The sequence below is a fragment of the Nostoc sp. genome (assembly GCF_036916985.1).
Lineage (GTDB): Bacteria > Cyanobacteriota > Cyanobacteriia > Cyanobacteriales > Nostocaceae > Nostoc.
In genome coordinates, this window is the sequence record NZ_JBALFD010000054.1 from 1 (window position 1) to 26844 (window position 26844).

Annotated in this window: 23 protein-coding genes; 8 read left to right on the plus strand and 15 right to left on the minus strand. The window is 39.9% G+C overall.

The window, feature by feature from the left end:
* Positions 1-88: 88 nt before the first annotated feature.
* The 6 genes from V7L07_RS18345 to urtA all read right to left on the minus strand — a co-directional run bounded on the left by V7L07_RS18345 (position 89) and on the right by urtA (position 7257).
* On the minus strand, positions 89-1156 hold the full coding sequence (locus tag V7L07_RS18345; protein WP_335060180.1) for a hypothetical protein: 1068 nt from the start codon (positions 1154-1156) through the stop codon (positions 89-91).
* Between the two features lie 24 nt (positions 1157-1180).
* Entirely contained in the window at positions 1181-2635 is a 1455-nt protein-coding gene (locus tag V7L07_RS18350; protein WP_335060182.1) for a DNA methyltransferase, read from the minus strand.
* Between the two features lie 63 nt (positions 2636-2698).
* Complete coding sequence (gene urtD, locus V7L07_RS18355; protein WP_335060184.1) at positions 2699-3445, minus strand: urea ABC transporter ATP-binding protein UrtD; 747 nt, start codon at positions 3443-3445, stop codon at positions 2699-2701.
* Positions 3420-4538 (minus strand): urea ABC transporter permease subunit UrtC, encoded by a 1119-nt coding sequence (urtC, locus tag V7L07_RS18360; protein WP_335060186.1) that lies wholly within the window; start codon positions 4536-4538, stop codon positions 3420-3422. Before urtC ends, urtD begins: the two co-directional genes overlap by 26 nt.
* A 36-nt stretch (positions 4539-4574) precedes the next feature.
* Complete coding sequence (urtB, locus tag V7L07_RS18365; RefSeq protein ID WP_335060188.1) at positions 4575-5735, minus strand: urea ABC transporter permease subunit UrtB; 1161 nt, start codon at positions 5733-5735, stop codon at positions 4575-4577.
* A 205-nt stretch (positions 5736-5940) separates the two neighbouring features.
* Positions 5941-7257 carry an urea ABC transporter substrate-binding protein gene (gene urtA, locus V7L07_RS18370; protein ID WP_335060190.1) on the minus strand — a complete coding sequence of 439 codons (1317 nt, stop codon included), beginning with the start codon at positions 7255-7257 and terminating at the stop codon, positions 5941-5943.
* A 1114-nt stretch (positions 7258-8371) separates the two neighbouring features.
* Between urtA and V7L07_RS18375 the strand changes: the two genes are divergently transcribed.
* Both V7L07_RS18375 and V7L07_RS18380 read left to right on the plus strand, forming a co-directional pair.
* Complete coding sequence (locus V7L07_RS18375) at positions 8372-8644, plus strand: hypothetical protein (protein ID WP_335060192.1); 273 nt, start codon at positions 8372-8374, stop codon at positions 8642-8644.
* A complete protein-coding gene (locus V7L07_RS18380) occupies positions 8613-9146 on the plus strand; it encodes a hypothetical protein (protein ID WP_335060194.1) in 534 nt (177 codons plus the stop codon). Before V7L07_RS18375 ends, V7L07_RS18380 begins: the two co-directional genes overlap by 32 nt.
* A 301-nt stretch (positions 9147-9447) precedes the next feature.
* On the opposite strand, the gene V7L07_RS18385 is transcribed toward V7L07_RS18380, so the two are convergent.
* Both V7L07_RS18385 and V7L07_RS18390 read right to left on the minus strand, forming a co-directional pair.
* Entirely contained in the window at positions 9448-9966 is a 519-nt protein-coding gene (locus tag V7L07_RS18385; protein WP_335060196.1) for an META domain-containing protein, read from the minus strand.
* Between the two features lie 149 nt (positions 9967-10115).
* Positions 10116-11345 (minus strand): trypsin-like serine peptidase, encoded by a 1230-nt coding sequence (locus V7L07_RS18390; RefSeq protein ID WP_335060198.1) that lies wholly within the window; start codon positions 11343-11345, stop codon positions 10116-10118.
* Between the two features lie 603 nt (positions 11346-11948).
* On the opposite strand from V7L07_RS18390, the gene V7L07_RS18395 reads away from it, so the two are divergent.
* A complete protein-coding gene (locus V7L07_RS18395; protein WP_335060200.1) occupies positions 11949-12692 on the plus strand; it encodes a class I SAM-dependent methyltransferase in 744 nt (247 codons plus the stop codon).
* A 51-nt stretch (positions 12693-12743) separates the two neighbouring features.
* Here V7L07_RS18395 and V7L07_RS18400 read toward each other — a convergent pair whose 3' ends face one another.
* The 5 genes from V7L07_RS18400 to V7L07_RS18420 all read right to left on the minus strand — a co-directional run bounded on the left by V7L07_RS18400 (position 12744) and on the right by V7L07_RS18420 (position 17750).
* Positions 12744-13547, minus strand: a complete 804-nt coding sequence (locus tag V7L07_RS18400; protein WP_335060202.1) for an FkbM family methyltransferase — start codon at positions 13545-13547, stop codon at positions 12744-12746.
* Positions 13548-13687: 140 nt separating this feature from the next.
* The gene (locus V7L07_RS18405) at positions 13688-14590 is read right to left on the minus strand and encodes a S66 peptidase family protein (protein ID WP_335060204.1); all 903 of its coding nucleotides are present in this window, start codon (positions 14588-14590) and stop codon (positions 13688-13690) included.
* Between the two features lie 29 nt (positions 14591-14619).
* On the minus strand, positions 14620-16083 hold the full coding sequence (gene dacB / locus V7L07_RS18410) for a D-alanyl-D-alanine carboxypeptidase/D-alanyl-D-alanine endopeptidase (protein ID WP_335060206.1): 1464 nt from the start codon (positions 16081-16083) through the stop codon (positions 14620-14622).
* Positions 16084-16145: 62 nt separating this feature from the next.
* Positions 16146-16616 (minus strand): tellurite resistance TerB family protein, encoded by a 471-nt coding sequence (locus V7L07_RS18415; RefSeq protein ID WP_335060208.1) that lies wholly within the window; start codon positions 16614-16616, stop codon positions 16146-16148.
* A 321-nt stretch (positions 16617-16937) separates the two neighbouring features.
* Positions 16938-17750 (minus strand): SDR family NAD(P)-dependent oxidoreductase, encoded by an 813-nt coding sequence (locus V7L07_RS18420; RefSeq protein ID WP_335060210.1) that lies wholly within the window; start codon positions 17748-17750, stop codon positions 16938-16940.
* A 206-nt stretch (positions 17751-17956) separates the two neighbouring features.
* Here V7L07_RS18420 and V7L07_RS18425 point away from each other — a divergent pair, with 206 nt between their 5' ends.
* The 3 genes from V7L07_RS18425 (at position 17957) to V7L07_RS18435 (ending at position 21359) form a co-directional block, all read left to right on the plus strand.
* Positions 17957-18934 (plus strand): threo-3-hydroxy-L-aspartate ammonia-lyase, encoded by a 978-nt coding sequence (locus V7L07_RS18425; protein ID WP_335060212.1) that lies wholly within the window; start codon positions 17957-17959, stop codon positions 18932-18934.
* Between the two features lie 186 nt (positions 18935-19120).
* Positions 19121-20437 (plus strand): amino acid permease, encoded by a 1317-nt coding sequence (locus V7L07_RS18430; protein WP_335060214.1) that lies wholly within the window; start codon positions 19121-19123, stop codon positions 20435-20437.
* A 376-nt stretch (positions 20438-20813) separates the two neighbouring features.
* On the plus strand, positions 20814-21359 hold the full coding sequence (locus V7L07_RS18435) for an RNA 2'-phosphotransferase (protein WP_335060216.1): 546 nt from the start codon (positions 20814-20816) through the stop codon (positions 21357-21359).
* A gap of 223 nt (positions 21360-21582) precedes the next feature.
* On the opposite strand, the gene V7L07_RS18440 is transcribed toward V7L07_RS18435, so the two are convergent.
* Positions 21583-22791, minus strand: coding sequence for a NupC/NupG family nucleoside CNT transporter (locus tag V7L07_RS18440; RefSeq protein WP_335060218.1), 1209 nt, complete (start codon positions 22789-22791; stop codon positions 21583-21585).
* A gap of 383 nt (positions 22792-23174) precedes the next feature.
* The gene (gene pgsA, locus V7L07_RS18445; RefSeq protein ID WP_335060220.1) at positions 23175-23696 is read right to left on the minus strand and encodes a CDP-diacylglycerol--glycerol-3-phosphate 3-phosphatidyltransferase; all 522 of its coding nucleotides are present in this window, start codon (positions 23694-23696) and stop codon (positions 23175-23177) included.
* A gap of 175 nt (positions 23697-23871) precedes the next feature.
* On the opposite strand from pgsA, the gene V7L07_RS18450 reads away from it, so the two are divergent.
* Positions 23872-25287: an aspartate ammonia-lyase gene (locus V7L07_RS18450; protein WP_335060222.1), complete on the plus strand. Its 1416-nt coding sequence runs from the start codon at positions 23872-23874 to the stop codon at positions 25285-25287.
* 155 nt (positions 25288-25442) lie between these two features.
* Complete coding sequence (locus V7L07_RS18455) at positions 25443-26414, plus strand: DUF362 domain-containing protein (RefSeq protein WP_335060224.1); 972 nt, start codon at positions 25443-25445, stop codon at positions 26412-26414.
* Positions 26415-26844: the final 430 nt, after the last annotated feature.

A 26844-nucleotide genomic window follows, 5' to 3' on the forward strand; every position in this document is an offset into this window, starting at 1 on the left:
AAATCTGTTAATCTAACTCGCAATGGAGCAGACATCTTGTAGTACCTGTTTTTTAGACCTTCTCTATCTTATATTTAATTGTAACCACCTACTTACCAGGATAATTAAAATTCATCTTTAAATCTGATATTTGCTTTGAGCTAAAAGCATCAAGAAAAGTGTTTATCGTCGGTGTTAAAAGGTCTAAGTTCCTTTTTAGTTTCCACGAGCTTGAAAAATCATTCGTATCAATTAATACAAGAAATAAGCGATTTTCTGAGCCAAAACGCATTTCTCCCTGATTCTCATACAACCATTTTGCTAAATTTCTAGGATTCTGTTGAGCTTCGTTAACAATTGCTACGTTTTCAGATTTCAACTGATTAAGAACAGATTCAGATACATTGTCATTTCGATCTCTTAACTTTTCAGTTATTTCATAATATATATTGGAAGTTTTTGCAGTTTTATCAAAGTTAATTGAAAGCTCCTTTGCTTTTTTCTTTAAAAAAGTAAGTTCAACAGGAAGATTCTTTTCCTTCCTCTTTGATTTTAAATATTCTGATGGAAAATAAGTAACCTTTAAATCAAAAGGTATATTTTTAATGAAAAAATCGACACTCTTAATTTGTCCAACAGTAGGTAAAATAGATGGATGCGATTTAAAGATATGCTCAATTAAAATACTAGACCAATGGTTATACCAACTATTTAATACATATCCTTGAACAACACGATTTACCTCTATCTCGAACTTAGACATCAATATGTCATAAGATATAATATCTTTCGTTTTTATATAATGGCTTACCAAGTATTTATCCAGTGAATTTTGATAATCACCTCCCCATTCAAATGTTTTCAATTTATATAATTCAGAAACGAGACTTTCCTTATTTAAGGCTTCCAATATTTTTACATTCTTTTCCTTAATATATAAATCCAATTGCTGATGAGACTGAGGTAGATTTGATTGCAAAAGCAGGAATAATTCCTCGAACTGTCCATTTAAGCTGCTAGTATTTAAGACCAATGAATATTTTTTGACAAATTCTGAAACTAATTCTTTTCTTATGATTGATTTAGTTTTTAACCATAATTGACCTGCATAATCCGTATTAAATTCTGTTAAATGATCGCTGTCATATAATCCTTTCCAATAAGAAAAATTCTTCATAGCAAATCCTTAAAAATCTTCATCTTATATTGCTGAGGCTATTTTGGGTATTGAAGTTGACCAACCTGGTATCTTATTAAGTTCCTGCGGAGAATTAATACTATATCCTTTTCGTTTGAGGACGAGAACATAATCTGTTTTCATTCCACCTTTTCTATTATCTTGCACTACTGAGTTTGCAGAATATTCCATAGGGAAAGCCCCAATAAATTTTAAATTAGAATTATTTTCAAGGATTTCTAAGAATTTCCAACTTTCTTGATCGCGGGCATTGAAGTACATTAGAAATATTCCATCATCAGTAAGAATCCGACTAGCTTCACCTATAAACAATTTCATATTTTCAATATACTGGTTTTTCTTTTTATTTCTCTCTTTGGCGTTAGAAATAATTATTTCTTTCTCAAAGTTAACATTTTTATTTAAAATAGAATTCCATATTTCACTTAATTCAAGGTATGGAATTCGATCGCTATGTGGAGGATCAGTGCAAATCAGTTTTATAGTTTTTTCTGGTATTTTTTGCAGTACATCTATGCAATCATCATTAATAATTAATGCTCCTTGTCTACTTTCTAAGAGCGCACTTATTGATTCATGTCTTGGATATTTATGATCGCTAATATCAATTAATGCTTTATAGAGTTTTTTCGCTCTACTCTCAAAACAATTCCAAACATTAATCTCAAAATGTAATTCTGGTCTCCAATAGCCAATCACCCAACTGCCGACCTCAATTTTATTAGAAATTTGATTCTTGGTTTTTCCTCGATTGGTGATTGCAAATACCATAGATGACATTTGCCCTGATGAAGAAGTAAGAGTTAATAATAAAGCTTTTTGAATTGCATCTGGAAAGAGTTTAATTTCATCCATTATTAAATCAATATTATACAAAGCTCTACGAGTAAACAAATCGTAGATTGACATTTGATTATTTGAGTTAATTCTTGAATTTGTAAAAAAAGTAAGTTTTCTAATATTCCTTATTGAATATTGAGAAAAATAGCCAAGTTTTTCTAAATCAAAGCTTGTTGTTCCTATCTCAATTCTACTCCTCCCTACCTTTGGCTTCATCCATACTTTTAAAATTTCACCACTACTCCATAAATAATGCGATGCTATTTCTCCATTAATGGTGAAATATGTCTCATTGATTTTCTGTTTAATATTTGTTTCAATCTCTTGTAGGGCTGATTTAAATTCCGAAGCTTTTGGAAGTTCTAACAAGAAGTTGGTATGTTCAATTGCAAAAGGATTAATATCAATTCCAATAAATCTTCTTCTTCTGTACAAACATTCTCTACTGATAAGACCTGAACCTAAAAATGGATCAAGAACTATATCTGACTCATTTGTATAATTTTGTATAAAAAAAGCAATACTTTCAGTTGGCTTTTTACCCCAGTATTTATGGAAAGAATACATACCTTTATAGGTATCAGGATTGCTAATATCTTCTATGGTCTTTGCAGTCATGTCAAACTTTATCTCTGAGAAGCCTAAATATAGAGTACCATGTCGAGCTTTTGAGATAAAAATTTAGTCTTCCTGTTTTCCCAAATAAACCTCAATTACACGAGAGTCATTTTGCACTTCTTCAAAATTTCCTTCGCACAGCACCGAACCTTCATGTAATACCGTTACCTTCTTGGCAATTTGACGCACAAATTCCATATCATGTTCAATTACTAAAATTGAATGACTCTGCGCTAGTGCTAAAAGTAGTTCGCCAATGTTATATGTTTCTTCGTCTGTTAAACCCGCAACTGGTTCATCAACAAGTAACAAATCAGGTGACTGTGCTACTAACATCCCAATTTCTAAACGTTGCTTTTCTCCGTGAGAAAGTAAAGCTGCTCTGATATCAGCTTTCGGAGTTAAACCGATGGTTTCTAATAATCCTTTAATATTATTCTTTTCAGTAGCATTAGAACGTTCAAACAAAGTAGAAAAGACATTTTTCTTCTTGTTGCTGGTAATTTCCAGATTTTCGAGGGGTGTTAAATTTAAGTAAATTCGGGGTGTTTGAAACTTGCGTCCAATTCCCAATCGGGCAATTTTATATTCAGGTAAAGAACGCAGATTTCTTCCTTTGAATAAAACTCGCCCTACGGTAGGTTGTACTTTCCCCGTAATTACATCAAGAAACGTTGTCTTTCCCGCGCCATTGGGGCCAATTACTACTCGTAATTCACCCACATCCATACTAAAGTTAAGCTGGTTTAGCGCCTTAAAACCGTCAAAGCTAACAGTTACATTTTCAGTTTCCAATATTTTCGCGTTCATGTTGCACTTCGGGGTCTTCTTGCAAGGTGGGATATGTAGCAATTTCTTGACGACGGTTGAAAAGCGAAATATTCTGACTACGCAACCATCCCACGATACCGTCAGGAAGGACTGTGACGACTATCAAAAATAATGCGCCTTGGAAAAATAGCCAGATTTCGGCAAATTGTTCGCTTAAAAAAGTGCGGGCATAATTTACTAATAAAGTTCCGACAATTGCGCCAATTAAAGTAGCACGTCCGCCTACTGCTACCCAAATCACCATTTCAATGGAAAAGGCAATATCCATTGCTCTGGGTGATACTGAACCACTCTGAATTGTGTAGAATGCTCCTGCGATGCCTGCGATCGCACCGGAAACTGCAAACACCAACACCTTAAAATCTGTAGGGTCGTAGCCAGAAAATCTTACCCGACTTTCATCATCACGAATCGCTATTAACAATCTGCCAAAGCGTCCAGTTGTCAACCAGCGACAAATTCCATAGGTGATTGCGAGAAATATTACCGTCAGCGTGTAGAAAACAAACTGCGTCTTGGCATCGCTCACCGTTGCGCCAAACAAAGTTGTAAAATCTATCAGCCCGTTCGTACCATTGAAAAATTGTTGTTGACCGTTAAAGAAATTGAAAAATACAATAGTTCCGGCTTGAGTCAAGATAGAAAAATAAACTCCCTTGAGGCGATTTCGGAAAACTAAATATCCCAACAATCCTGCCAATAATCCTGGAATTAATACCACACCAGCTATTGTCAAAGGAAAAGAATAAAAAGGTTGCCAAAAAGCGGGAAGTTCAGTAACCCCATAAAGCCCCATAAAATCAGGCAATTCTCCAGTAGGGACTTGCAGTTTCAGGTACATTGCGATCGCATATCCACCCAAACCAAAGAAAATACCATGTCCCAAACTTAATAAACCAGTATACCCCCAAATCAAATCAATACCCAAAGCCACAATCGCCAGCGACAAAAATCGCCCCAACAAATTCAGGCGAAACTCCGACAGCAACAATGGCATAATGATAATGAGGAAAAGTGCGATCGCAACCACCACCCCAGCCTCGATTAATAACCCTCCTCCCTTCTTTCTCATTCTTTCTTCGCGTCCTTTGCGTCTTCGCGGTTCGTTTTAAACATCAACAGTACGTCCCTTCTGTGGAAAAATCCCTCCAGGCTTCCACTGCAAAAACACAATAATCAGCGCAAATACCATCACCTTCGCCATACTCGTCGTCGCAAAAAAAGTAAAGAAATCAGCCAAAGGTTTAACAGGAGTCAACAACAAAGCCAAAGTACCAGAACCTATTAAAAAATTAGCCGTACCAATACCCAAAGCAGCCACAATCGTCCCAGCTAAATTCCCCACACCCCCAACAACAACCACCATAAAAGTATCAATAATATAGTTTTGTCCCGTATTTGGCCCTACAGAACCAAGCAAACTAATCGCACATCCAGCCACACCAGCTAAACCCGAACCCAGTGCAAAAGTAATCGCATCAACCTTTTGAGTTGGGATACCCAAACAAGCGCTCATACTCCGATTTTGCGTCACCGCCCGAATTCTTAAACCCCAGCTAGAACGTTGTAAAAACAAGTAAATTCCTGCCACACAGATTATTGTTAAAGCAATAATAAATAATCTGGCAAAGGGTAATTGTACACCACCCAAAGATATCCCCGCTTGTAACCAAGTCGGTGCTGTCACATCCACATTTTGAGCGCCAAACCAAGGTTGAGTTACTGCTAACTGATAAGTTTGATTCAATAAATTGCCCGTTGTAATTGTCACCCCCAGCGATAATAAAAATATCACTGTCACAATCCAGTTACGAACTCTTCCCAAATCTGTGCGGGAATTTAAAATCCATAAACCTCCAAAAAACAGCAGAGAAAATAAGCCTAGACCAATTATCAATACCCAATTCACACTGCGGACAAACTGCTGAAAAATTAAACTTACTCCCCAAGTTGCCAATAGAGTTTCTAATGGGCGTCCATAGAGATAACGAATCACACCTTTTTCTAGAATTATTCCCACACCAGCCGTCAATATAAATGCAATAATCAAAGCCAAAAATATATAGACTTCAAACCACACCCCGCCCAATTGTTTACAGATATTTTGGACAACATAAGTTGTATAAGCACCAAACATCATCAATTCACCATGCGCCATATTGATGACGCCCATCAATCCAAATATAATAGCTAGTCCCAGCGCAGCAATTAATAATACAGCGCCAATACTAATACCATTAAATACAGCTTCTAAAAATCCTGCTAACACTTATTTCCCCTATCTATCAGTTTCTCGTTTTTAGAATTAACGTAGGATATGTTAGGCGTGCATTTCTATATTATTTCTAACAAAAAACATGACATGACCTCCTAACGTGCCTTTATCTAAGATAGTGCGTTAGGCTAAAGCCGTAACACACCCTACTTATTTCTGATAGTTCGTAATCGTTAATTAATTACGAATTACGAATTATTTAGGCTTTCTTGAACTTACCACCCTTTGCAGGGTCACTCCAATCACAAGCAAATCCCTTAGTTTCTTTCACGAATTGATTCCAAGGAACTGGCTCAACTGCTGTTGGAGTAGCATAGACAATATCAAACAAACCATCTTGTCTAACTTGACCAATCCGCACAATTTTGGATATGTGATGATTGGCATCCATTGTCACTTTACCTTCAGGTGCATCTAGAGTTTGACCATAAGCCGCAGCACTTACCTTCGCTATATCTGTAGTACCAGCTTTTTGGACTGCTTGTTTCCACAAATAAACTGCAATGTACGCTGCTTCCATTGGGTCATTTGTCACCCGATTTTCACCGTATTCTTTCTTGAAAGCTGCTACAAACTTCTTATTAGCAGGTGTGTCTACTGTTTGGAAATAGTTCCAAGCTGCATAGTGACCTTTGAGATACTCTACACCAATTGCTTTGACTTCTTCTTCAGCAATACTTACAGACATGGAGGGATATTTATCTGGTGTCAATCCAGCCCCTTTTAATTGTTTGAAGAAAGCAACGTTGCTATCACCATTTAAGGTGTTGTAAATCACGCCACCATTGGGCAAATTTTGCTTGATTTTAGTGATAATTGGTGTAACTTCTGTGTTACCAAGAGGTAAATAATCCTCACCAACTGTTTTTCCGCCTAAAGCTTCTAGTTGAGCTTTAATAATTGTGTTAGCTGTCCGAGGAAAAACGTAGTCAGAGCCAACTAAGAAGAATTCTTTGCCCTTATTTTTTAACAGCCAATCAACAGATGGTTCAATTTGTTGATTGGGTGCAGCGCCAGTGTAGAAAATATTTTTAGAACACTCTTGACCTTCATATTGCACAGGATACCAGAGCATGTGGTTTTTGCTCTCGAATACTGGCTTAACATTCTTGCGGCTAGCAGAAGTCCAACAGCCAAAGACTACAGCGACTTTATCTTGATCGATTAGCTTGGTTGCTTTTTCTCTAAAAGTATCCCAGTTAGAAGCACCATCTTCGGTAATTGCTTCAATTTGTTTACCTAAAACACCACCAGCAGCGTTAATTTCTTTGATTGCTAATTTTTCAGCATCAACAACGCTTTTTTCACTAATGGACATCGTACCACTCAGAGAGTGCAAAATACCTACTTTTATGGTGTCACCAGTAGTCGCCGCCGCTGGTGAAGCAGCAGAAGGCGCAACTGGACTCTCTGTAGCGATTGGAGAATTATTCGCGCAAGCTTTCAAAAAAAAGCTGCTTCCAAAAGTTAAAGAACCGTAGATTATAAACTTGCGTCGGTTAAATTGTCTTCTCATCTGTTTATGAATTTTCCTGTTGATGAATCAGCCAACTTATAGAAAGCTGACAATATCAATCTTTAAAGTGTGATATTAGTGCGATAGTTTACTAGTAAAAAGTGACGAGCGATACAAAATGTTTGGTTTTCGTAATAAAAAATTAAATTTTAAATATTAAATTTTGTTGAGCTGATCAAATTATCATGTCAATACAGTATCTTAAAAAAAGTGTTAAATAGTACATTTTAACTAATCTATTTTCAGTATTGACGATTAGCTATCGCTCATCTTTTAGTTGCATTGCTCCCCTTTTGAAATACATCTAAAAGATGATGTTATTGAAGTAAGTAAGTCGGTGCTAATATTTCCTAGCTATGTTAAGGAATTTTAACGCACCTGAGATTGTCGCTAAGCGCCGCACGTCAACAATCTCAGGTGCGTTAGCCTACGGCATAACACACTCTACAGCTAATTTATATTTCTTCATATACATTGAATTTTTCTCATCGACTTACTTAGATGAATCATTTTGATGGGCAGAATAGACAAGAATTTCTTGGATATCTCGATAACCATTATTCATTCCTATTTACTGCTTACTTATATACAGGATGGTGTATGCAAGATTGCAGAAAACTGCATTGTAATTTGGAGGATGTGTTGCAAAAATCACAATACCCTAATAAAGTAAATTTAAAAACAAGGAGTAACCCAAATGCGATCGCATAAGTAAGGAGGCAGAAGGCAGGAGGAATCTCCATAAATAAATTGAGGGGATTTAAGAAGGAGAGACAGGGTAAATATGCGCTGCGCCACTCCTTATACATATTTTTTTGTTTTGCATAAATAAATTTAGGGGCTTTAAAAGAAAGTGGCAGAGTGCAAAAATATATTTTCTTCCTCCTGCCTTCGACCTCCTGCCTCCTGAATTAGAATGCAGTGTTTGAAGGTATAAAAACGTTGATTGGCGAAAGATATATGGTTAAGATTTGTACTGAAAAATTTACAAAAAGTCAATATTTACCTCAATCACCAGTGATGAAAATTCTACTTATTGATGACCACCAATTAATCTTAACTGGAACCTTTAACTTACTCCAACACGAAATATCCAAACGCAGACATCATTAAGGTGAAAACAACATTTGATGCTAGAGTTTTTGCACGCAGTGAGGGAGAAGGTATTGCAGGCAATATTAACATTATTGCCAAGAGCAATTACAGTGCGAATAATAGTTTAGTAAGCGCAAGTGCTAAACTATCAAGCGGTGGCAATATTGGTATTACTGCAAGAAATATTCGCCTACGTAACAACAGTGATATCCGCACCGACTTATCTACAGGTCAAGCGAGTGGAGGTAATATAAACCTCAATGCTAATACCATTATCGCTTTACGAAGATAGCGATATTCTGGCATTTGCACCAGAGGGTCAAGGTGGCAATATTACTTTTAAGACTCGTGCTTTGTTTAGTGATTCTCTATATCGCCCTACACAAACATTAACTGACACAAATAGTCTTGAGTTACTAAATAATAACGATCGCACCGACATCAACGCCACTGGTGCAATCTCTGGTAATATCATCGGTGTGCCCGATACTACCTTCATTCAAAACAGCCTCACAGAATTACAATCTAATCCCATTGATACTAACGCGCTAATTGCCAATAGTTGCATTGCCCGCAATCCCAAGCAAGAAGGCACTTTTATAATTATAGGTACTGGTGGTTTACCTATCCGTCCTGGCAACGCCTCAGTTTCAACCTACCCTACAGGCGATGTACAAAATATCATAGGTAATGGTGTAATGCGTCAGTGGAAAAAAGGCGACTCGATAGTTGAACCCGAAGGCGTATATCGACTAGCTAATGGACACTTGGTTATGAGTCGAAAGTGTAATTGAGAATTAATCTTATGGGGTAGCCAAGATGCCCACCTCATAATCTTTGACAACACTCAGTCCTGAGTGCTGAGTGCTGAGTAAGTAAAAAACTACTCAGCACTTATGTATAGCAACAGAGGAGGAGGTTAGGACATTAACTGATGATAAAACCTTATACAAACAGACTTTCAACCCAGTCCCCAGTCCCCTGCTATACTTGGTCTAGGCTTGTTCCAGTCAGAGTAAGGGCTGTATCTTTTCTTAGTGCCATTCGCCACTGAACCTAAGACTTGTGACAAATGCAAGTTCAAGTGTCGCAAGTCTACTTCGTAGGGGCAAAATACAGCACTCCTTCATCTGCATTCAGGGCATAAAATAATACCAGACGACCAGAAGCATCTGAGCCAATACGAAATACCGACTGAAGGGCTGATAAGAATTGGGCTTCCTGATTCATCACAACCGGATTGCAACCCTTTTGAGTTGCATCCAATATTCCCAAGGAAAGTTGGTTATCAACCAGTTCAAAAGAACCACCGAAACTATTACACCCTCCAAACCCATTCACCTGATTGTCCTCAAAATGCAGAGACACTTCTGTTTGAGGTACAAGTGCAACAGCAGAGCCTTGACGCTCCCAACGCTCAAGTCGCCAAGAAGAATTTTTCAAAGCAACACGAGATTGCGGAGGGCGTTCGGAGGACATAGTAGGTAATTGAGTTGAAGAAGACTTTGTACAGGCCAATAAAGGAAAGCTGAAAGTCAGGGCAATACCGACAATATTGAAAATAAAACCCACCTGAATTAAGACAAATTTGAGCGAAACCATCTTTGTTTGCATAACGCCTAACCGCTTACTAGAGATGGATCAGGAAGTGTTGTGAACCCTAACCACTACCGTGTTAACGCGACAGTTTGAGAATTCGATAAATTAAGCTTTTTGGCAATTTTGTGTAAGTCCTGTCACCTTAACAACGGTAGCCTAAGCACTTATGTGCAACGCCCCTTACTTTGAAGTTTCCAAGCGCTCAATGCAGAGTTATCGCAAGCGTCATAAACTAGTTTTCCAATGTTGCCTGCCCCACGGTTGCCATAAGCAGCATTGGGAAATTCTAGGTTTTGTCCAAACCAAGACGAACCCATTCGCTGCTCACTATTACCATAGCTTGTGACTCCGACAATAACATTACGGATGTTTGAAGAGCCATAGTCTCCTCCTGATGCATCCTCGCCAAAGTTGACAAGCCAGGGGCCACCGCTAGATCCGCCAGTCATAGCGGAACCTAACCAAGTATTCTTTAGATTGCCGGTAGCGTAGTATGCACCATAGGCAGTGTTAATTTGCATCCTCAAACCTGAGTCAAAAGAGCCAGGATATCCAAGCTGAGTGATAGACGCAAATAGCTTATTACCAAAAACGCCTTGATAGGCTGCGCCTGGCACAGCATAACTGTAGCCATTCCAACCATAACCGAACCAGCCAGTAAGATTGCCTGCCTGTTGCCCTGAACTATTATTGTTAAGTGCAACAAGCGCAATATCATTGTTGCAAACAACGCCGGTCTGTGTGCAGGTATCAGTTCCATTGAAGTAGGCGGTAGGAATCATGTACTGCGTGCTTTCAAATGATAGATAGGGTTCAGTAGCACTGTTTTTTGCAGGAACAAACTTCACCTTTCTCGCCCAGCCATTGTTTCCTCTTCCATAATCATGGATGCAGTGTGCAGCCGTAATCAGAAGACTTTTCCCAATCATTGAGGCTGAACAAACAGTGTTGTAAGTAGTTCCCCCAAAAGCCATATATAACTTTCCGGCTCGACGGTATAAATTGTTCTGAGCAGGATTAGTAGTGCCGCCTAAAACACGGGAAGTAGAGTAAGGTACTTTAGAAGTTCCAAAAGATAATGGGGAATCTATTGGTAAATCTAATTGCTCATTTGTGTTGGAGTTACCATTTGAAGGTTTTACTGCACCCGATGTACCAGTGACAATACCCGCGCTGAAAGCACTGTTAGTTGATGCCTTAACCGAATCTCTTGGCATCCGCGATTTAAGTTGGTTTTCAGGTAAAGTATTGAACTGCTGAGTTCTGTATGACTGATTGACGCTATCAGATGAGACAGTTGAAGACCGATTTTGCGCGATCGCCTCATAACTTTGTAAGCTAAGTAGCAATCCAGTTGAGACAATAGCTAATGACTGTCTAACAAATACTTGCATTTTATTCCTCCTTAGTGTACTAAATTATTTGGTTATCTGCTTGCTCAAAGTTCTGCAAATACACCAATAATGTTTGCGATATGGCTAGGCAAGAAGCTAAAACAGAGAGTCATAGCACCATTCCCTATTCCCTAACAGCGATGAATCGCATCTCTATATACTCACTGCCTATTGCGCTTGCGCTGTGCTTCTCTGGGAGACGCTTCTCTACGAGAGGCTTCTCTTTCAGAGACGCTAAAGCGAATGCGCACCACGCAAATAAGTTCAAAAATCCAAGTGGATTTCTACAGGCAATAAAGCTGACAAACTGATCGACAAAATTTAGAATAAAAAAATTACCAAAAATATTCGTTCATCTTTTATGCAGTCTTGTATGCAATATTATGTATGTAAGATGGCAAAAAAATACATTGTAATTTAGCTCGTTGTATGCAGGGAATTAGCGATTTGTATTGACTCGCTAAAAAATAATCGATAAGAGGCTGTTTGAAAAGTCTAATTTAATACCTATTAAAATTTAGATTTTTGAAAAAAATAAGTAGAAAAGGTTGATTCAGTTTAAGATATAGAATATTGAGTTAATGATAATAGTTAATTAAATTCATGGTTAAGCATCCCGCTCCAGCTTTCTTAAGCGATTATTGGCAAAATTCATTTAACTTAAAACAGCATCTACAGGAATTTTTGCATTTAGATTCAGAAACACTAGAAAAAAGATTAGCGACAGGACAAGAAGAAATGGCCGAGTTAGGGCATAAAGATTTTGATTGGGAAAAAGCAACAGACTTTTATCGTGAACAAGTGGGAGAGGTTTATTTATTTGAGTTGGGAGCTTGGCATCTAGAACAAAGTCAAAATATTGAAAACACATTACATTTGATTGTAGATCATGCTCAAGGTCGGGTGTTAGATTTTGGTGGTGGGATTGGCACTCATGCACTTAATGCTGCCCTTTGTCCACAGGTTGAGCAAGTAATCTATTGCGATCTTAATCCTATTCATTATGATTTTGTGCGTTATCGAGCTGAACAGATGGGTTTGAGCCACAAAATGAGTTTTTACTTAGAAATGCCTGAAAAAGAGACTTTTGATACGATTATTTCTTTTGATGTTTTAGAACATTTATCAGACCCCACCCAACAGTTACTAAAGTTTCATCAAGCGCTGACACCTACTGGTAAAACAATCTTGAATTGGTATTTCTTTAAAGGCTTTAATCAAGATTACCCTTTTCACATTGATGATCCTCAAGTAGTAGAGACTTTCTACAGAACGATTCAGAGCAAATTCTTAGAAGTTTTTCACCCTTATTACTGTACAGCTCGTTGCTACCGGAAATGGGATTGAGTTAACTCAAACCCCACAGTAGTTTTTAGGTGTTAGGATAAAATACTGTGTTCAAAGACTAACATGAGTATCGTACCAAGGTTCCTGGATTTTAAGCTTGTCTAGGAACATTTTCCCTATGGGGAACCGGTAAATAATCCCATTCACTCCAATTATTTTATAAGTCCAAAAAATGCCTTTGTAGACTTTGATTACTTCACTCTTAGAAAGCCAACTACCTGGGGTTTCTTCACCAAAAAGTCCGCTAGCACCATATTCAAACTGATATGGGATATATTGACCTTCTCGTGCTGGTGAAGGGCAGACTTGTTTAGGTACGCGCCCTTGACTGATGGCTTTGAATTTGTGATAACCAAGTTCTGTTAACAGCGCAAATTCTTCCAGCAGTTCCTTCCAAGAAGTCTTGGTTGATTCTATAGATAGGAATTGTGGTTTAATATTAAACTGCCGTAATGCCTGTATGCATAATAAATCAGCACCTTCAATATCTACTTTGAGATAGTAGGGAATGCCAAACTCCTCCAAAATTCTTTCAAATCTGCGCCCTTCTACACTTATCTCAATAGAAGGTGCATCAAAAGAGCTTTTGTTCCGAATAGCCCAATCTGGTGAAGTTGTACCCCAAAAGCTTCTCTCCAAGTTGGCGTAAAACGTAACTGGTTCATCTTTCGGTGATATAGCAATATTTAGGAGGGTAAGTTGACCCTTTTCTATATATAAATTCAGTCGCTTTTTTGTAGCTTCGTAAAGCTTAGGATGAGCCTCAATACCAACAACCCGAAAGCCTTTTTTTAAGTAAAATTCTGTATCTTCACCTGTGTGAACGCCGACATCAATTATTAAATTTTTATCCATAAATCACGTTTTCCTTGAATAACCATGCAGGCGTTCAAACATGTAAGACTTTACACTATCTATAGTTTTTATATAGAAATGATACCAAAAGAAACTTTTGATATAGTCATTTTCTTTAATTCAGCGGATCTGATTTTAACTTAATGTGGATGCGCGATCGCTAATATTCCCGTATCCCCGTCTAAAGTTACCTCTACACCTACCGGTAAGGCTGCATTGGGACTATCATGGCCAAAAGGTAAATCGGAGACAACAGGAATTCCCAAATCACCTAAGCGATCGCGCAATACTTCTTCTACACTAAAACTAGATATAGTGGGTGGCGCTTCACAGCGAGTAAAACCACCCAAAGCAATACCACAGACTTTAGATAAAGCACCACTCAAACGCCACTGTGTCAGCATCCTATCGATGCGATAAGGTGCTTCTGTAACATCTTCCAACGCCAAAATTACACCATCTAGATTTGGCAGGATTGGTGTACCCAAAAGGTGAGTAGCCACCGTGAGATTACCGGGTAACAAAGTGCCAGTCACTATGCCACCACCCCAACCGTAACCTTTGAGAGGGGTGAAAGAACTACTTTCTAACCAATCAAATAATCGCTCAATTGACCAATCTGACTCATCTACCAAAGTCGTCATTACTGGTCCGTGAACGCCGGAAATACCTGCTGTATAAAGGCTCCATAATAAAGCGGTGATATCAGAAAAGCCTATGAGCCATTTGGGAAGCCCTGAGTTTGACCAATTCCAATTTTCTAAAATGCGGGTGCTACCAAAACCACCTCTGGCACAAAGGATACCACGACAATCAGGATCTTGCCATGCTGCCGCTAGTTGGTGACGACGGGTTTCATCTGTTCCTGCTAGATAACCCCATTTGTCATCTATCTGAGGACTGGTTTCTAATTGATAACCACGTGATCGCCAAATTTCTAGACTCCGTTCAAATGCCTCAAATTCTCGCAAAGCACCACTAGGGGCAATTACTCGTAGTAAATCTCCAGGTTTCAGGGGCGGTGGTAAAATTTTGGCTGGCATGAAAAAATTTAAGAGTGAAAAGTATCATATTAACAATGATGCAATTGCGTTAACAACACAACAACTTCATCAATTGCCTGGCGTATAACTGTTGCAGACTGATCCGACTGATTCACGATAATACTAAAAACCAGTGGCTCATACTTTGGTGCATTTATATATCCAGATAGAGAAACAACACCATTTAACGTACCTGTTTTTGCTTGCACAATTCCCTCAGCAGGTGTATCTTGAAAGCGGCCCTTGAGAGTTCCACTTTTACCCGCTAAGGGTAAAGATGCGCGATAGATATATGCGGTTGGTGTTTTTGCGATCGCCCGCAAAATTTGTACGAAAGCTTCTGGTGTCACTAAGTTGCGACGGGACAAACCCGAACCGTCTACTAAAATATAATTTGCTGGATCAACTCCCAATTTAGTTAAACTGGCTTTGACAACCTCCAAACCCACATCAGCACTAGTCTGATTTTTCAGTCTGGGTTTTTTTACAGCTAACGCTCTCAGCAGTGCTTCAGCATAAAGATTATTACTATTCTGAAGAGTTTCCATTAATAATTCAGATAAAGGTGGCGACTCTATAAATGTTATTTCCTCTTGATGAACACCACCACTTACTACTAATGTTTGTCCCAAAGTAATTTTTTCTGCTGCCAAAGCACTACGGAAGCGTCGTAAGAAGTAATAATTAGGATCAACTACAGGCAAATCTATTAAAGATGGTTCAGAATTCGTTGTCAGTTGTCCTTGAATTCGTAATGTTGTTCCTGATAATTCGCGGGTAACATTGACATAGCTTGGTTGATTTTGGGCAACGGTTACTGACTGATTAATTATCCGCCATTGTTTCGCTTCGCCAGGATCAATCCACACGACTTGCAAAGGTTTACCTACAGCCTGTGGTACAAGTTTTAAACTAAAAATATTTTGATTGAGAATAAAGCTGCTGACTGGTGTGCCATAGTCTGATTGCACATCTTCCCATTGCCACGTGGGGTTAACAATATCCCCTTGAATATAACTATCATCAGCTATCAAGCGCTGAATTTGGGTAATACCTTTCTGTTTTAGCTGTTGTGCTAATGCTTGTAGTTGAGTATCACTTAAGCTAGGATCTCCCCTACCGACAACACTTAAAACACCATTACCATTCTGATAAATAGAGGTGCGAATCCGAAAATTAGCACCCAATGTTTGCAATGCTGCTGCTGTTGTGAGCAATTTGAGATTAGACGCGGGAGTAAAATACTTCTCGGCATCTCGACTGTAAAGAGTTTGCTCGGTTGACAGGGGTTGTACCAAAATTCCCCAACGCACCCGACTAAATAAGGGACGATTGATTACAGTATCTATAGCTGTTCCCAATTGGGTAGAGCAAATTGATTTTGTAGTAGTTGTTGGTGCAACTGGGGTTTGTGCTTTAGCTGCTGGCTGGGTAACACCAATTTGAGTACCCAGAAACAGCAGCATCAAGCTAAGAGAAATTTTCCTAATCATCAGATAGTTATTAAAACTACTTGATGATAATACCTTAGTTGGACGGGAGTAAATTAATACTCTTATTCATCTTCATCTTCATCTTCGTCTTCGTCTTCCCCGAATACTCCGTCTATAAGTTCTTGTGCGCGTTCATCTGAAATCTTTAAGGCTTCCTGAAGCTCAGAGATATAATCTTGTTCACTTTCGGGTACTTCTTCATCAATCCCTACTACTAAGATTGCTGTGATATATGCAGCTTCGCGATAACCTTTATTGGGCAAGGATTCGATGGATTGGGCAATTAAATCTTCTGGATCTTCTTCTTCAATCAAGTTGACGACTTTTTCGGTCAATTCTTCAAAGTCGTCATCAGAATAATCATCAAATAAGCCAACCCGACTGAGAAATTCACTTAAAGCATATTCTTCGGTTGAAGAAATACCTTCACCATCAGCAGCCGCGGAAAAAAGTCCAATAACTGCGATCGCAACTTCTGGTTCTAGAGCAACTGAACTAACACTACGGCCTTTGGGCAATTTGCGTTTAGACATAATTATCCTCTAAAAGTTACGTGATATGTCAGGAAGTCATACTTTGTGGTTTATAATCCTTCCTCAATCTAGGATTCCCAAAAAAATGCGGAAATATACATTGGGATAAATCTTTTTTTCATAAAAAATACGTAGAGAATGTATTTCTCTACGTATAAAAACGGTTAAAAAAGGGACTGGGATTAGGGGGGGACTGGGAATAATTGTTCGGCGATTCAGATCACTACCCAAGTTTTGTTCGCGCAGCGTTCGCACGAGAAGAAAACTCTTCCTAGTCCCCAGTCCCCATATTCTGGCAAAATTGGGATGCTCTCGATGGAACTACCGATTTTTTTTAAGTTCGTGCATACTTCTCACAACCTTTGTCACTAAATTTCTGGGTGTAAATCTGACACTTTCACTCAATATCTTATTTCTCATACCAGGAACGACAACGGTTTTATTTGTCATTAAGCTTCGATAACCAATTTTTGCGACGGTTGCCGTATCCATCATTCTCTTAACGCTAGCGATCTTGGAATTTTCCATTGCAGCAGTGTGTTGGAATTCCGATGCTGTTGGCCCTGGACAAAGAACAGTCACGCTGACACCAGTGCCCTCTAATTCATTAGCGATCGCTTCTGAAAATGATAATACATAGGCTTTAGTGGCAAAATAAACTGCCATGAGAGGCCCTGGTTGAAAAGCAGCCGCAGAGGCCACATTTAATATTTTTCCATAGTTTTGCTCGACCATATCCTTCAGGAATAACTTAGTTAAATGAGTTAGGCTGACGATATTTACCTGTAGCATTTTCAGTTCAGTGTTGAGGTCTGTTTCGGTAAATGCTCCATAAGTACCAAAGCCAGCATTGTTAACCAGCACATCAATCTTGATGGATGCTTGCTGTAGTTCTGTAAAAATTTCTTCTGGGGATGTTGGTATAGATAAATCCTTAGCAAAAATTTTGACAAAAATGCCAAATTTTTGGGGAAATTCATCTATAATTTCATTAAGTTTTTGTTCATTCTTATCTACTAACACAAGATTATAACTATGACGAGCAAAAATCTGGGTTAATTGATAACCTATTCCACTAGCCGCTCCGGTAATTAGAGCAGTTTTTTTTTGCCGAATTTCGGATGTTTTATTCATGTTGCCAAAATGAGTAAGGTGATATTAATTTAAGCTTTATAAAACTAGCTACAGCAAGATATAATGTTTGCTGTAACTAGTTTTATGAGAACAATAAATGATGCTATCCACCTGAAATTGAATATGCTTCGATCAAGCATATTCAGCGCAAATATAAAAATCTGTATCCATATCAACAAGAGCAAAAATATTAAATATTATTATCAATGCCACAGCAAAATTCTGTTACTATAATTGACTTGCAAGCAGCACAAGAGCGAATTTTGGGGATTGCCCACCGCACACCTGTACTGACTTCTAGAATCATTAACGATCGCACCAATAGCCAGGTATTTTTTAAGTGCGAAAACTTTCAACGCACAGGGGCATTTAAATTTAGAGGTGCATACAATGCCCTAGCCCAACTATCAATAGCACAAAAACAAACAGGCGTTATCACCTATTCATCAGGAAATCATGGCCAAGCGATCGCTTTAGCTGGGCAATTACTAAATATTCCCACTACCATTGTCATGCCCGATGATGCACCCTCTGTCAAACAAACTGCCACTCGTGGTTATGGTGCAGAGGTAATTTTGTACAATCGCCAAGAAACAAACCGAGAAGAATTAGCCCAAAATCTAGCAGATGAGCGCTCTTTGACAGTGATTCCCCCTTACGATCATCCGCACATCATCGCTGGACAAGGTACAGCTGCTTTAGAACTGATCCAAGAAGTTGGTGAGTTGGACTTACTATTAGTTTGTTGTGGTGGTGGCGGATTACTTTCAGGAAGTGCGATCGCGGCCAAAGCACTTTTACCCAATTGTAAAGTAATTGGAGTAGAACCAGCCCTTGCCGACGATGCTACTAGATCCTTTCACACCAAAACCCTACAAACTGTCAAAAATCCCAATACCATCGCCGATGGTGCGCGAACTCCTAGCCTTGGTCAAATTACTTTCCCCCTAGTGCTGCATTATGTCGATGATATGGTGACGGTATCGGAAGAAGCGATTCTTCGCACCATGTTTTTCTTGTGGGAACGTCTGAAAATTGTCGTTGAACCCACCGGAGTCCTCGCCGCCGCTGCCTTACTCGAAGGTGGTGTGGTGACAGCACCAGAGGCGAAAATTGGTGTCATCATCAGCGGTGGGAATGTAGATTTGGCGCAAGTTGGTAAATTGTTTTCTGACGCAGACTGACCGGAAATTAACGTTTCCAACCCGCCTGCGCGGGTTTTGCCTGTGTAGCCGCGACTTCTAGTCGCCTGGTACTTTTTGTTAAAATACTACGAAAATTTGGCTGAAAAGCCATGAACATCAGGATTTTTGCGAAGAATATTTCCTCATGTTAATATTGTTGGTTTGCTTTAAGTACGGATATTCAGTATGGTTCCCGTAAAGACTGTTCTCAAAGATTCAGAGGAAGTCACTCGGTTGTTTTCTCATCTCGAATTTGATGGAAAAAAGCTTAATCATCAACCGGGTAGTGTATTGGGAAGTACTGCGTTGATTGCAGGAACCACCGTCGGGGCGGGGATTCTCGCTTTACCGGCTGTTACCTTGCCATCTGGTATTGTGCCATCAACATCTGGACTAATTGCTGTTTGGCTCTACGCTTTAGTTTCAGGGTTATTGATTGCAGAAGTTACCTTAAACACGATGCGAACACAAGGGCGTTTGAGTATCGGTTTTTTGGGAGTTGTGGAAAATATCCTTGGTAGGTTGGGAGCGCGAATTGCCGGCGGCGCATATTTATTCATGCATTATGCTCTGTTGGTGGCATACATCACCGAAGGTGGAGAGATTTTAGGAGTTGCGGCGGCAAAAGTCTGGGGTGTGCAAATATTGCCGATGTGGGTAGGCACAACGACTTTCACACTTTTATTTGGTGGCATTATGTATCTTGGGCGAGAAAAGTTTATTGAGAAATTAAACAGCGCCTTTGTCGGAATTGTCATTGTTTCCTTCTTGGGACTATTATTTTTAGGAGGAAGGCACATTCAGACTACCCAACTGTTATTTCAGGATTGGAGTGCCCTTGGTAGTGCTATTTCAGTGATGTCTGTAGCGCTGTTTTTTCAAAACGTTGTGCCGCTAGTTGTGACACAACTTGAAGGAGACGCCCGCAAAATTCGTCAGTCCATCTTGATTGGTTCTGTGATTCCTCTAATTATGTTCTTGGCGTGGAATGCCGTAATTTTAGGAAGTGTCAGTCTTGATATGCTACATGGCACATCTGACAGGATAACTGTTTTTGATCCATTGCAAACTCTCCGAGCAGGTGGCGCAGGGCAATGGTTAGGAGTGCTAGTATCCATTTTTTCAGAGTTTGCGATCGTCACATCATTCATTGGATTTGTGTACGGATTGCTGGATTTGTTCAAAGATATTTTTTTCTCTGCAAAGGGTGGATTTGCTAGCCGCTTACCCCTCTATTCGCTGGTTCTTTTCCCTCCTATGACTCTCGGAACGCTCAACCCCAGCATCTTTTTTACTGCCCTAGATTACACTGGAACATTTAGTATTTCAGTTTTAGGTGGAATTATTCCGGCGTTAATGAGTTGGAAGCAACGTCAAGAACAAGAAAACTCAAATAGCATCAATCAACCACTTGTTCCTGGTGGAAAGGTGACACTCATTGTAATGATTGGAGTGGCATTAGCGATGATGGGAAGACAAATTATGTCAATTTACCATCATTGAAGGAGGCAGACCCATTAACAATTCAAAATTCAAAATTAAAGACATTCCATGCGGGGATTTAAACCCCGACTGAAATGGCTGCTACATGTAGATATAGGGGTTTTAAACCCTTTAATTTACGATAAAAAACTCCACGCCATTTGTGAGATGGAGCTTCCCACCACTTTCAATGAAAATTTTATGTAATATAGAAGTATATAATTGTAGTATATATGTCAATACTTGTCGGTTAACGGGAAAAAGGGAATGGTAAAGGGGAAAGAAAAACCTTTACCCTTTACCCTTTAACCTTTTCCCAAAACCAAATTCCAGTTTAAAATCCTTAACTGAGCAGTATTGGTATATATGTCAGACACAATTAAATGAGTGATTCTAAATGAGTGATTCTCGCCTCGTTAAAATCAGCAAATATCTGAGCAAATATCTGCGACACACACCGGATGCAATTGGAATTCAACTGGCTCCCGGTGGTTGGGTTAATGTTGATGAACTACTTACCGCTTGTGCTAAAAACAAATTTCCGCTCACCCGTCAGGAATTACAGGCGGTAGTTGAATCCAGTGATAAACAACGCTTTTCTTTTGATGCTACAGGTAATCTGATTCGTGCTAACCAAGGACATAGTGTAAAAGTCGATTTACACTTAGAAGCTGTTGTTCCTCCAGATGAACTTTATCACGGCACGGGACACAAATCTGTAGAGTCAATTCTGCAAACAGGACTTTCCAAAATGTCGCGACATCATGTTCATTTATCAAAGGATATTGAAACAGCAAAAACTGTTGGTGCAAGACATGGAAAACCAGTGGTTTTTGCTGTAAATGCTGCGGCAATGCATCAGGCGGGTTACATTTTCTATTGTTCTGCTAATGGTGTTTGGTTAGTTGAGAATGTACCACCTGAGTATCTACAAAAACTTTGAAGTGGGGATTAGGGACTGGGGATTAAGGACTGGGGATTGGGGACTGGGGACTGGGGACTAGGGACTGGGGATTAGGGAAAATTATGAGTAAGATTTGCTTGGGATCTGAATTCCCATTCAAATATTCAAATCTTCCAAGTCCCCAATTCCGAATTCCCAATTCCCAATTCCCAATCCCGAATCCCCAATTCCCAATCCCGAATCCCCAATCCCCAATCCCACTTCAAATCAATATCCCAGCAATACAAGCGGTGATAAAACCCGCTAAAGATCCGCCAATCATTGACCTTAGACCCATACGAGCTAAATCATGTTGGCGATTAGGTGCTATCCCTGTAATGCCGCCAATGGTAATGCCAATTGAACCGATATTTGCAAAATTACATAATGCGTAAGTTGTAATAATTATTGCGCGTTGGGAAATTTTACCACTTTCAATTAGTGCTTTCAAATCCAAAAAAGCAATAAACTCATTCAAAATTGTTTTTGTACCCAATAAAGCCCCAACTTGCCGGCAATCAGCCCAAGGTATGCCCATCAGCCACGCCACAGGAGCCATAATAAAAGACAAAATCCACTGTAATGAGAGTTGCTGTAAACCCACAAATGACCCTAACCATCCCAGCAAAGCATTGAGGGCAGCTAATAATCCCAAAAAGGCGATAATCATTACCCCAACGTTAACTGCTAGCTTCACGCCGTCAATTGCTCCAGTAGTAGTAGCATCAATTACATTTACATAATTGGTTTTTACATCTGCTTTGACTTTACCAACCGTTTCTGATACTTCTGTTTCTGGATAAAGTAATTTTGATACCACCAACGAAGTGGGAGCAGTCATAAAGAAAGCAGCAATCAAGTGTTCTGCTGGTATGCCAAAGGAAAGATATGCCCCTAAGACTCCAGCAGCAATTGTCGCAAAACCACCCGTCATTACGGCATGGAGTTCCGATTGCGTCATATTTGCTATATAAGGTTTAACTATCAGTGCCGATTCTGTTGGCCCCAAAAAGATGTTAGCTGCACAGGATAAAGATTCTGAACCTGATGTTTTCATCGTCTTCATCATTACCCACGCCATCACATTTACAACTCGCTGTAAAATGCCGTAGTAATACAAGACGCTGATGAAGGCAGAGAAAAAGATAATTGTGGGCAGCACTTGGAAGGCAAAGAAATGATCTTTGAAATTTTCTCCAAAGACAAATTTGGCACCGACATCAGAAAATGCTAAAAATTGGCTGACAATATCTCCGAGAGATTTAAATATATTTAAACCCCAAGGAGTTTTAAGAATCACTATCGCAAACACAAACTCCAATCCCAAACCCCATGCCACAATTCGCCAACGCACCGCACGATGATTAATAGAAAAGGCGTAGGATATACCGATAAAAACTAAAATTCCCAACGCAGAGATGGCGCGTTCCATGTTTACTCCCGAAAAGGTATCGCTAAGTCACTTAGTCAAAGAGCATACACAAAATACGCCTTTTTTTGTGGCTTTTTAGTTAATTACTAGAGTTTTGATGTGTGACAAGACTGCGAGAAAAAACAACCCTTTTAACTTCTTTCTTTGTGTCCTTTGCGCCTTTGCGGTAGCCTGCGGCGAGACGCTGCGCGAACGTCGCTACCGCTTCGCTAATGCGTCTACGTTTCTCTTTATCATACTTAGATATGCCTTAGCGCATCTTCATACAGAATTAGTATCAGCACACATCTATTCGCTTCTATTCTTTTCCCTGTTCCCAATTAACAGTTCCCTTCCTACGCAAGTAAGTTCTCCGAATCAAATCGGATTGCTACATTGCGATTTCATTCTTGTTCAGTGCTAGCTTTTTGTGGCAAAAGATAAATGACTCCAGAAATTAAAGTCAAACCAACAGAAATCCAAAAGGCAATCAGAGAGGGAGTTTGCCAGACTTCAGGTAGGGGTGCGATCAGAAGTGCGATCGCCACTATTTGACTAACAGTTTTGAGTTTACCCCAAATATTCGCCCCGGTAATTGTCGTTTGATTCACCCGCCAACCTGCGATCGCTAATTCCCGCGCTAAAATCAAAAACACTCCCCAAGCTGGCACTTTTCCTAATTCAATAAAAACCAGCAACGGCGCAAGTACCAGAAATTTATCTACTAAGGGATCGAGAAATTTACCCAATTCGCTAATTTGGTTGAGTTTCCGCGCTAAATAGCCGTCTAACCAATCAGTCAATGCAGCAACGATAAAAATTGCCAAACAGATCCATCTAGCTTCGGGTGTGGGATTATATAAACCGTAAAGCAGAAATGGTACACCCAGAAGGCGAGAGAAAGTAATCCAGTTGGGTAAAGTCACGTCGCTTCGCTCCGAATTAAAAATTAAAAATTAAAAATCCCCATAAATAAATTTAGTTGCCCTGTGATCAGGAAGAGGATAGAGGGGACAAACTTACTAGAACTTCTCTTTCTCTCCCCACTTTCTCCCTAAGCGTGGGAAAATCTGTTTTCTGAAGCTCTTTTAAAAGAATACTATGACTGAACACACAGAATTCCGCATCGAACGCGATTCGATGGGCGATCGCCAAATTGCTAGTAGCGTTTATTACGGTATTCAAACGCTGCGGGCTATCGAAAACTTCCCCATTAGCGGCATCAAGCCTTTACCTACTTACGTAGATGCAGGATTGATAATTAAAAAAGCTACAGCAATTGTGAATGGAGAACTAAATTGCATTCCCCAAGATATTAGTCAGGCGATTGTCCAAGCAACTGATGAAATCTTAGCTGGGAAGTTCCGGGATCAATTTGTAGTGGATGTTTATCAGGCTGGTGCTGGAACATCTCACCACATGAATGTCAACGAAGTTCTGGCAAATCGCGCCTTAGAAATTCTTGGTGAAGAAAAGGGCAATTACAAACGTGTTAGTCCCAATGACCATGTTAATTATGGACAGTCTACCAATGATGTGATCCCTACGGCAATTCGCATTGGTGGTTTATTGGCATTATCTAAGACATTACACCCAGCTTTAGAGAAGGCGATCGCATCTTTAGAAAACAAAGCTGTAGAATTTCAAGATATCGTCAAATCTGGCAGAACCCACTTACAAGACGCAGTACCCGTGCGTTTGGGTGAAAATTTTCGGGCTTGGGCGCAAATTCTGACAGAACACCAAAACCGGATTTATACCGCCTCTGGTGATTTAATGGTGCTGGGTTTGGGAGGTAGTGCAGCCGGAACTGGGTTAAATACTCATCCTCTATATCGCGCCCGTGTGGTAGAAGTTCTTTCAGAATTGATTGATACTCCTTTAGAACCTGCGCCCCATCTCATGGCAGCTATGCAGAGTATGGCACCATTTGTGAACGTTTCCGGTGCATTACGCAACTTAGCGCAAGATTTAGTCAAAATATCTCACGATTTGCGGCTGATGGATTCGGGGCCAAAAACAGGCTTGAAAGAAATTCAACTGCCTCCAGTGCAACCTGGTTCCTCGATTATGCCAGGCAAATATAACCCAGTGATGGCAGAGATGACATCAATGGTGTGTTTTCAGGTGATGGGTTACGACAGTGCGATCGCTTTAGCCGCACAAGCCGGACAATTAGAATTAAATGTGATGATGCCACTGATTGCCTATAACTTAATTCACAGTATCGAAATTCTGGGTAATACCATCGCTGTCCTTACAGAACGTTGCATTGAGGGAATTTCTGCGAACCAGGAACGTTGTTTAGCTTATGCCGAAGGCAGTTTAGCTTTAGTAACCGCACTAAATACCCACATTGGTTATTTAAATGCCGCAGCTGTCGCCAAAGAATCTTTAGAAACTGGTAAATCTTTACGGCAGATTGTCCTAGAACGAGGATTGATGAGTGAAACAGACTTAGCCACAGTGCTAAATCTAGAACAAATGAGTGGTATCTTACCGCTTAAAACAGAATAATAGGTTATGGGGCATTGGGCATGGGAAGAGGTAGAGGGGCGGGGTGCAGGGGGCAAGGGGGAGAATGAAATAATTACCTCTTTCTCCTCTGCTCCCTGCTCCCTACTCACTACTCCCCAATCCCCAATCCCTTATCCCTTATCCCCCATCCATCTATGCAGACTCAAAAACCATCTGTTAGTCTAATTCGGGCTACATCTTACGAACGAGAGGCTTTACGAGAATCCTTAGTTACACTGCTAGAACCTTTTGGAGGTATGGCAGTGTTTGTGAAAAAAGGCGATCGCGTTTTACTCAAACCGAATCTACTTACAGGATCGCGTCCTGGTAAAGAGTGTATCACCCGTGCTGAACTAGTTTACGAAGTTGCCCAGATGGTAATTGAGGTTGGCGGTAAGCCATTTTTGGGCGATAGTCCTGCTTTTGGCAGTGCCAAGGGCGTAGCAGTCGCAAATGGCTATCTGCCTATTTTAGAAGAACTGAATCTTCCCATTATCGATTTTCACGGTCAGCATTACCAAACCATTAGTGATAATTTTAACCATCTGCGGCTGTCTAAAGAAGCAATGGAAGCCGACGTAGTAATTAACTTACCGAAAGTGAAATCTCATGCCCAATTGACATTAACACTCGGCGTAAAAAACTTATTTGGTTGCGTCCCCGGCAAAATGAAAGCTTGGTGGCACATGGAAGCTGGAAAAGATGCGAATAGGTTTGGTGAAATGTTAGTAGAAACTGCCAGGGCTATTAACCCTAACTTAACTATATTAGATGGCATCATTGGTCATGAAGGAAATGGCCCCAGTAATGGGGAACCTCGCCAACTGGGCATTTTAGCAGCTGCATCAAATATATTTGCATTAGATCGGGCAATGGTAGAAATCCTCAATGTTCCTCCAGAACAAGTGCCCACAGTTGCAGCTTCCCAAAGGCTAGGAGTTTGTCCAGAACTAGCTGCTATCGAGTTTCCCCATTTAAATCCTGACTTATTAAAAATAGAAGATTGGCGATTACCAGACAATTTAATGCCCATCGATTTTGGTATGCCCCGCGTCATTAAATCTACGTTTAAGCATCTTTACACCCGATTTATCAAGGAACCAATGAGTATTTATGGAAGAGGATGAGGGACTGGGGATTGGGGAGTAGAGGAGAATAAGAGGTAATTTTTCATTCTCCCCCTTGCCCCCCGCACCCCGCCCCTCTGCCTCTTCCCATGCCCAATCCCCAATCTAATGCAAACTTCGTTACAGCAATTCCATTTATTAGCCGAGTAATCTGTAATTACCCTCCGATTGCTTAACCAGACCGCCCTATCATAGTTAGTGGCGGTTTTTTTAGCTGATTAATTTGACGTGAGTTCGACAAGTCTTATTTGACCTCTCCCCCAGCCCCTCTCCGTGTCGGAGAGGGGAGCAAAAAGCTTAATTTTTCGTTGCTCCTCCCTCTCCGAAACGGAAAGGGAGGTTGGGAGGGAGAGGTTCATCGAACTCACGTTAATTTGTTACACGGTTGCTCGTATTAGATTTTGATTTATCCAAAAAGTTATACAGATTT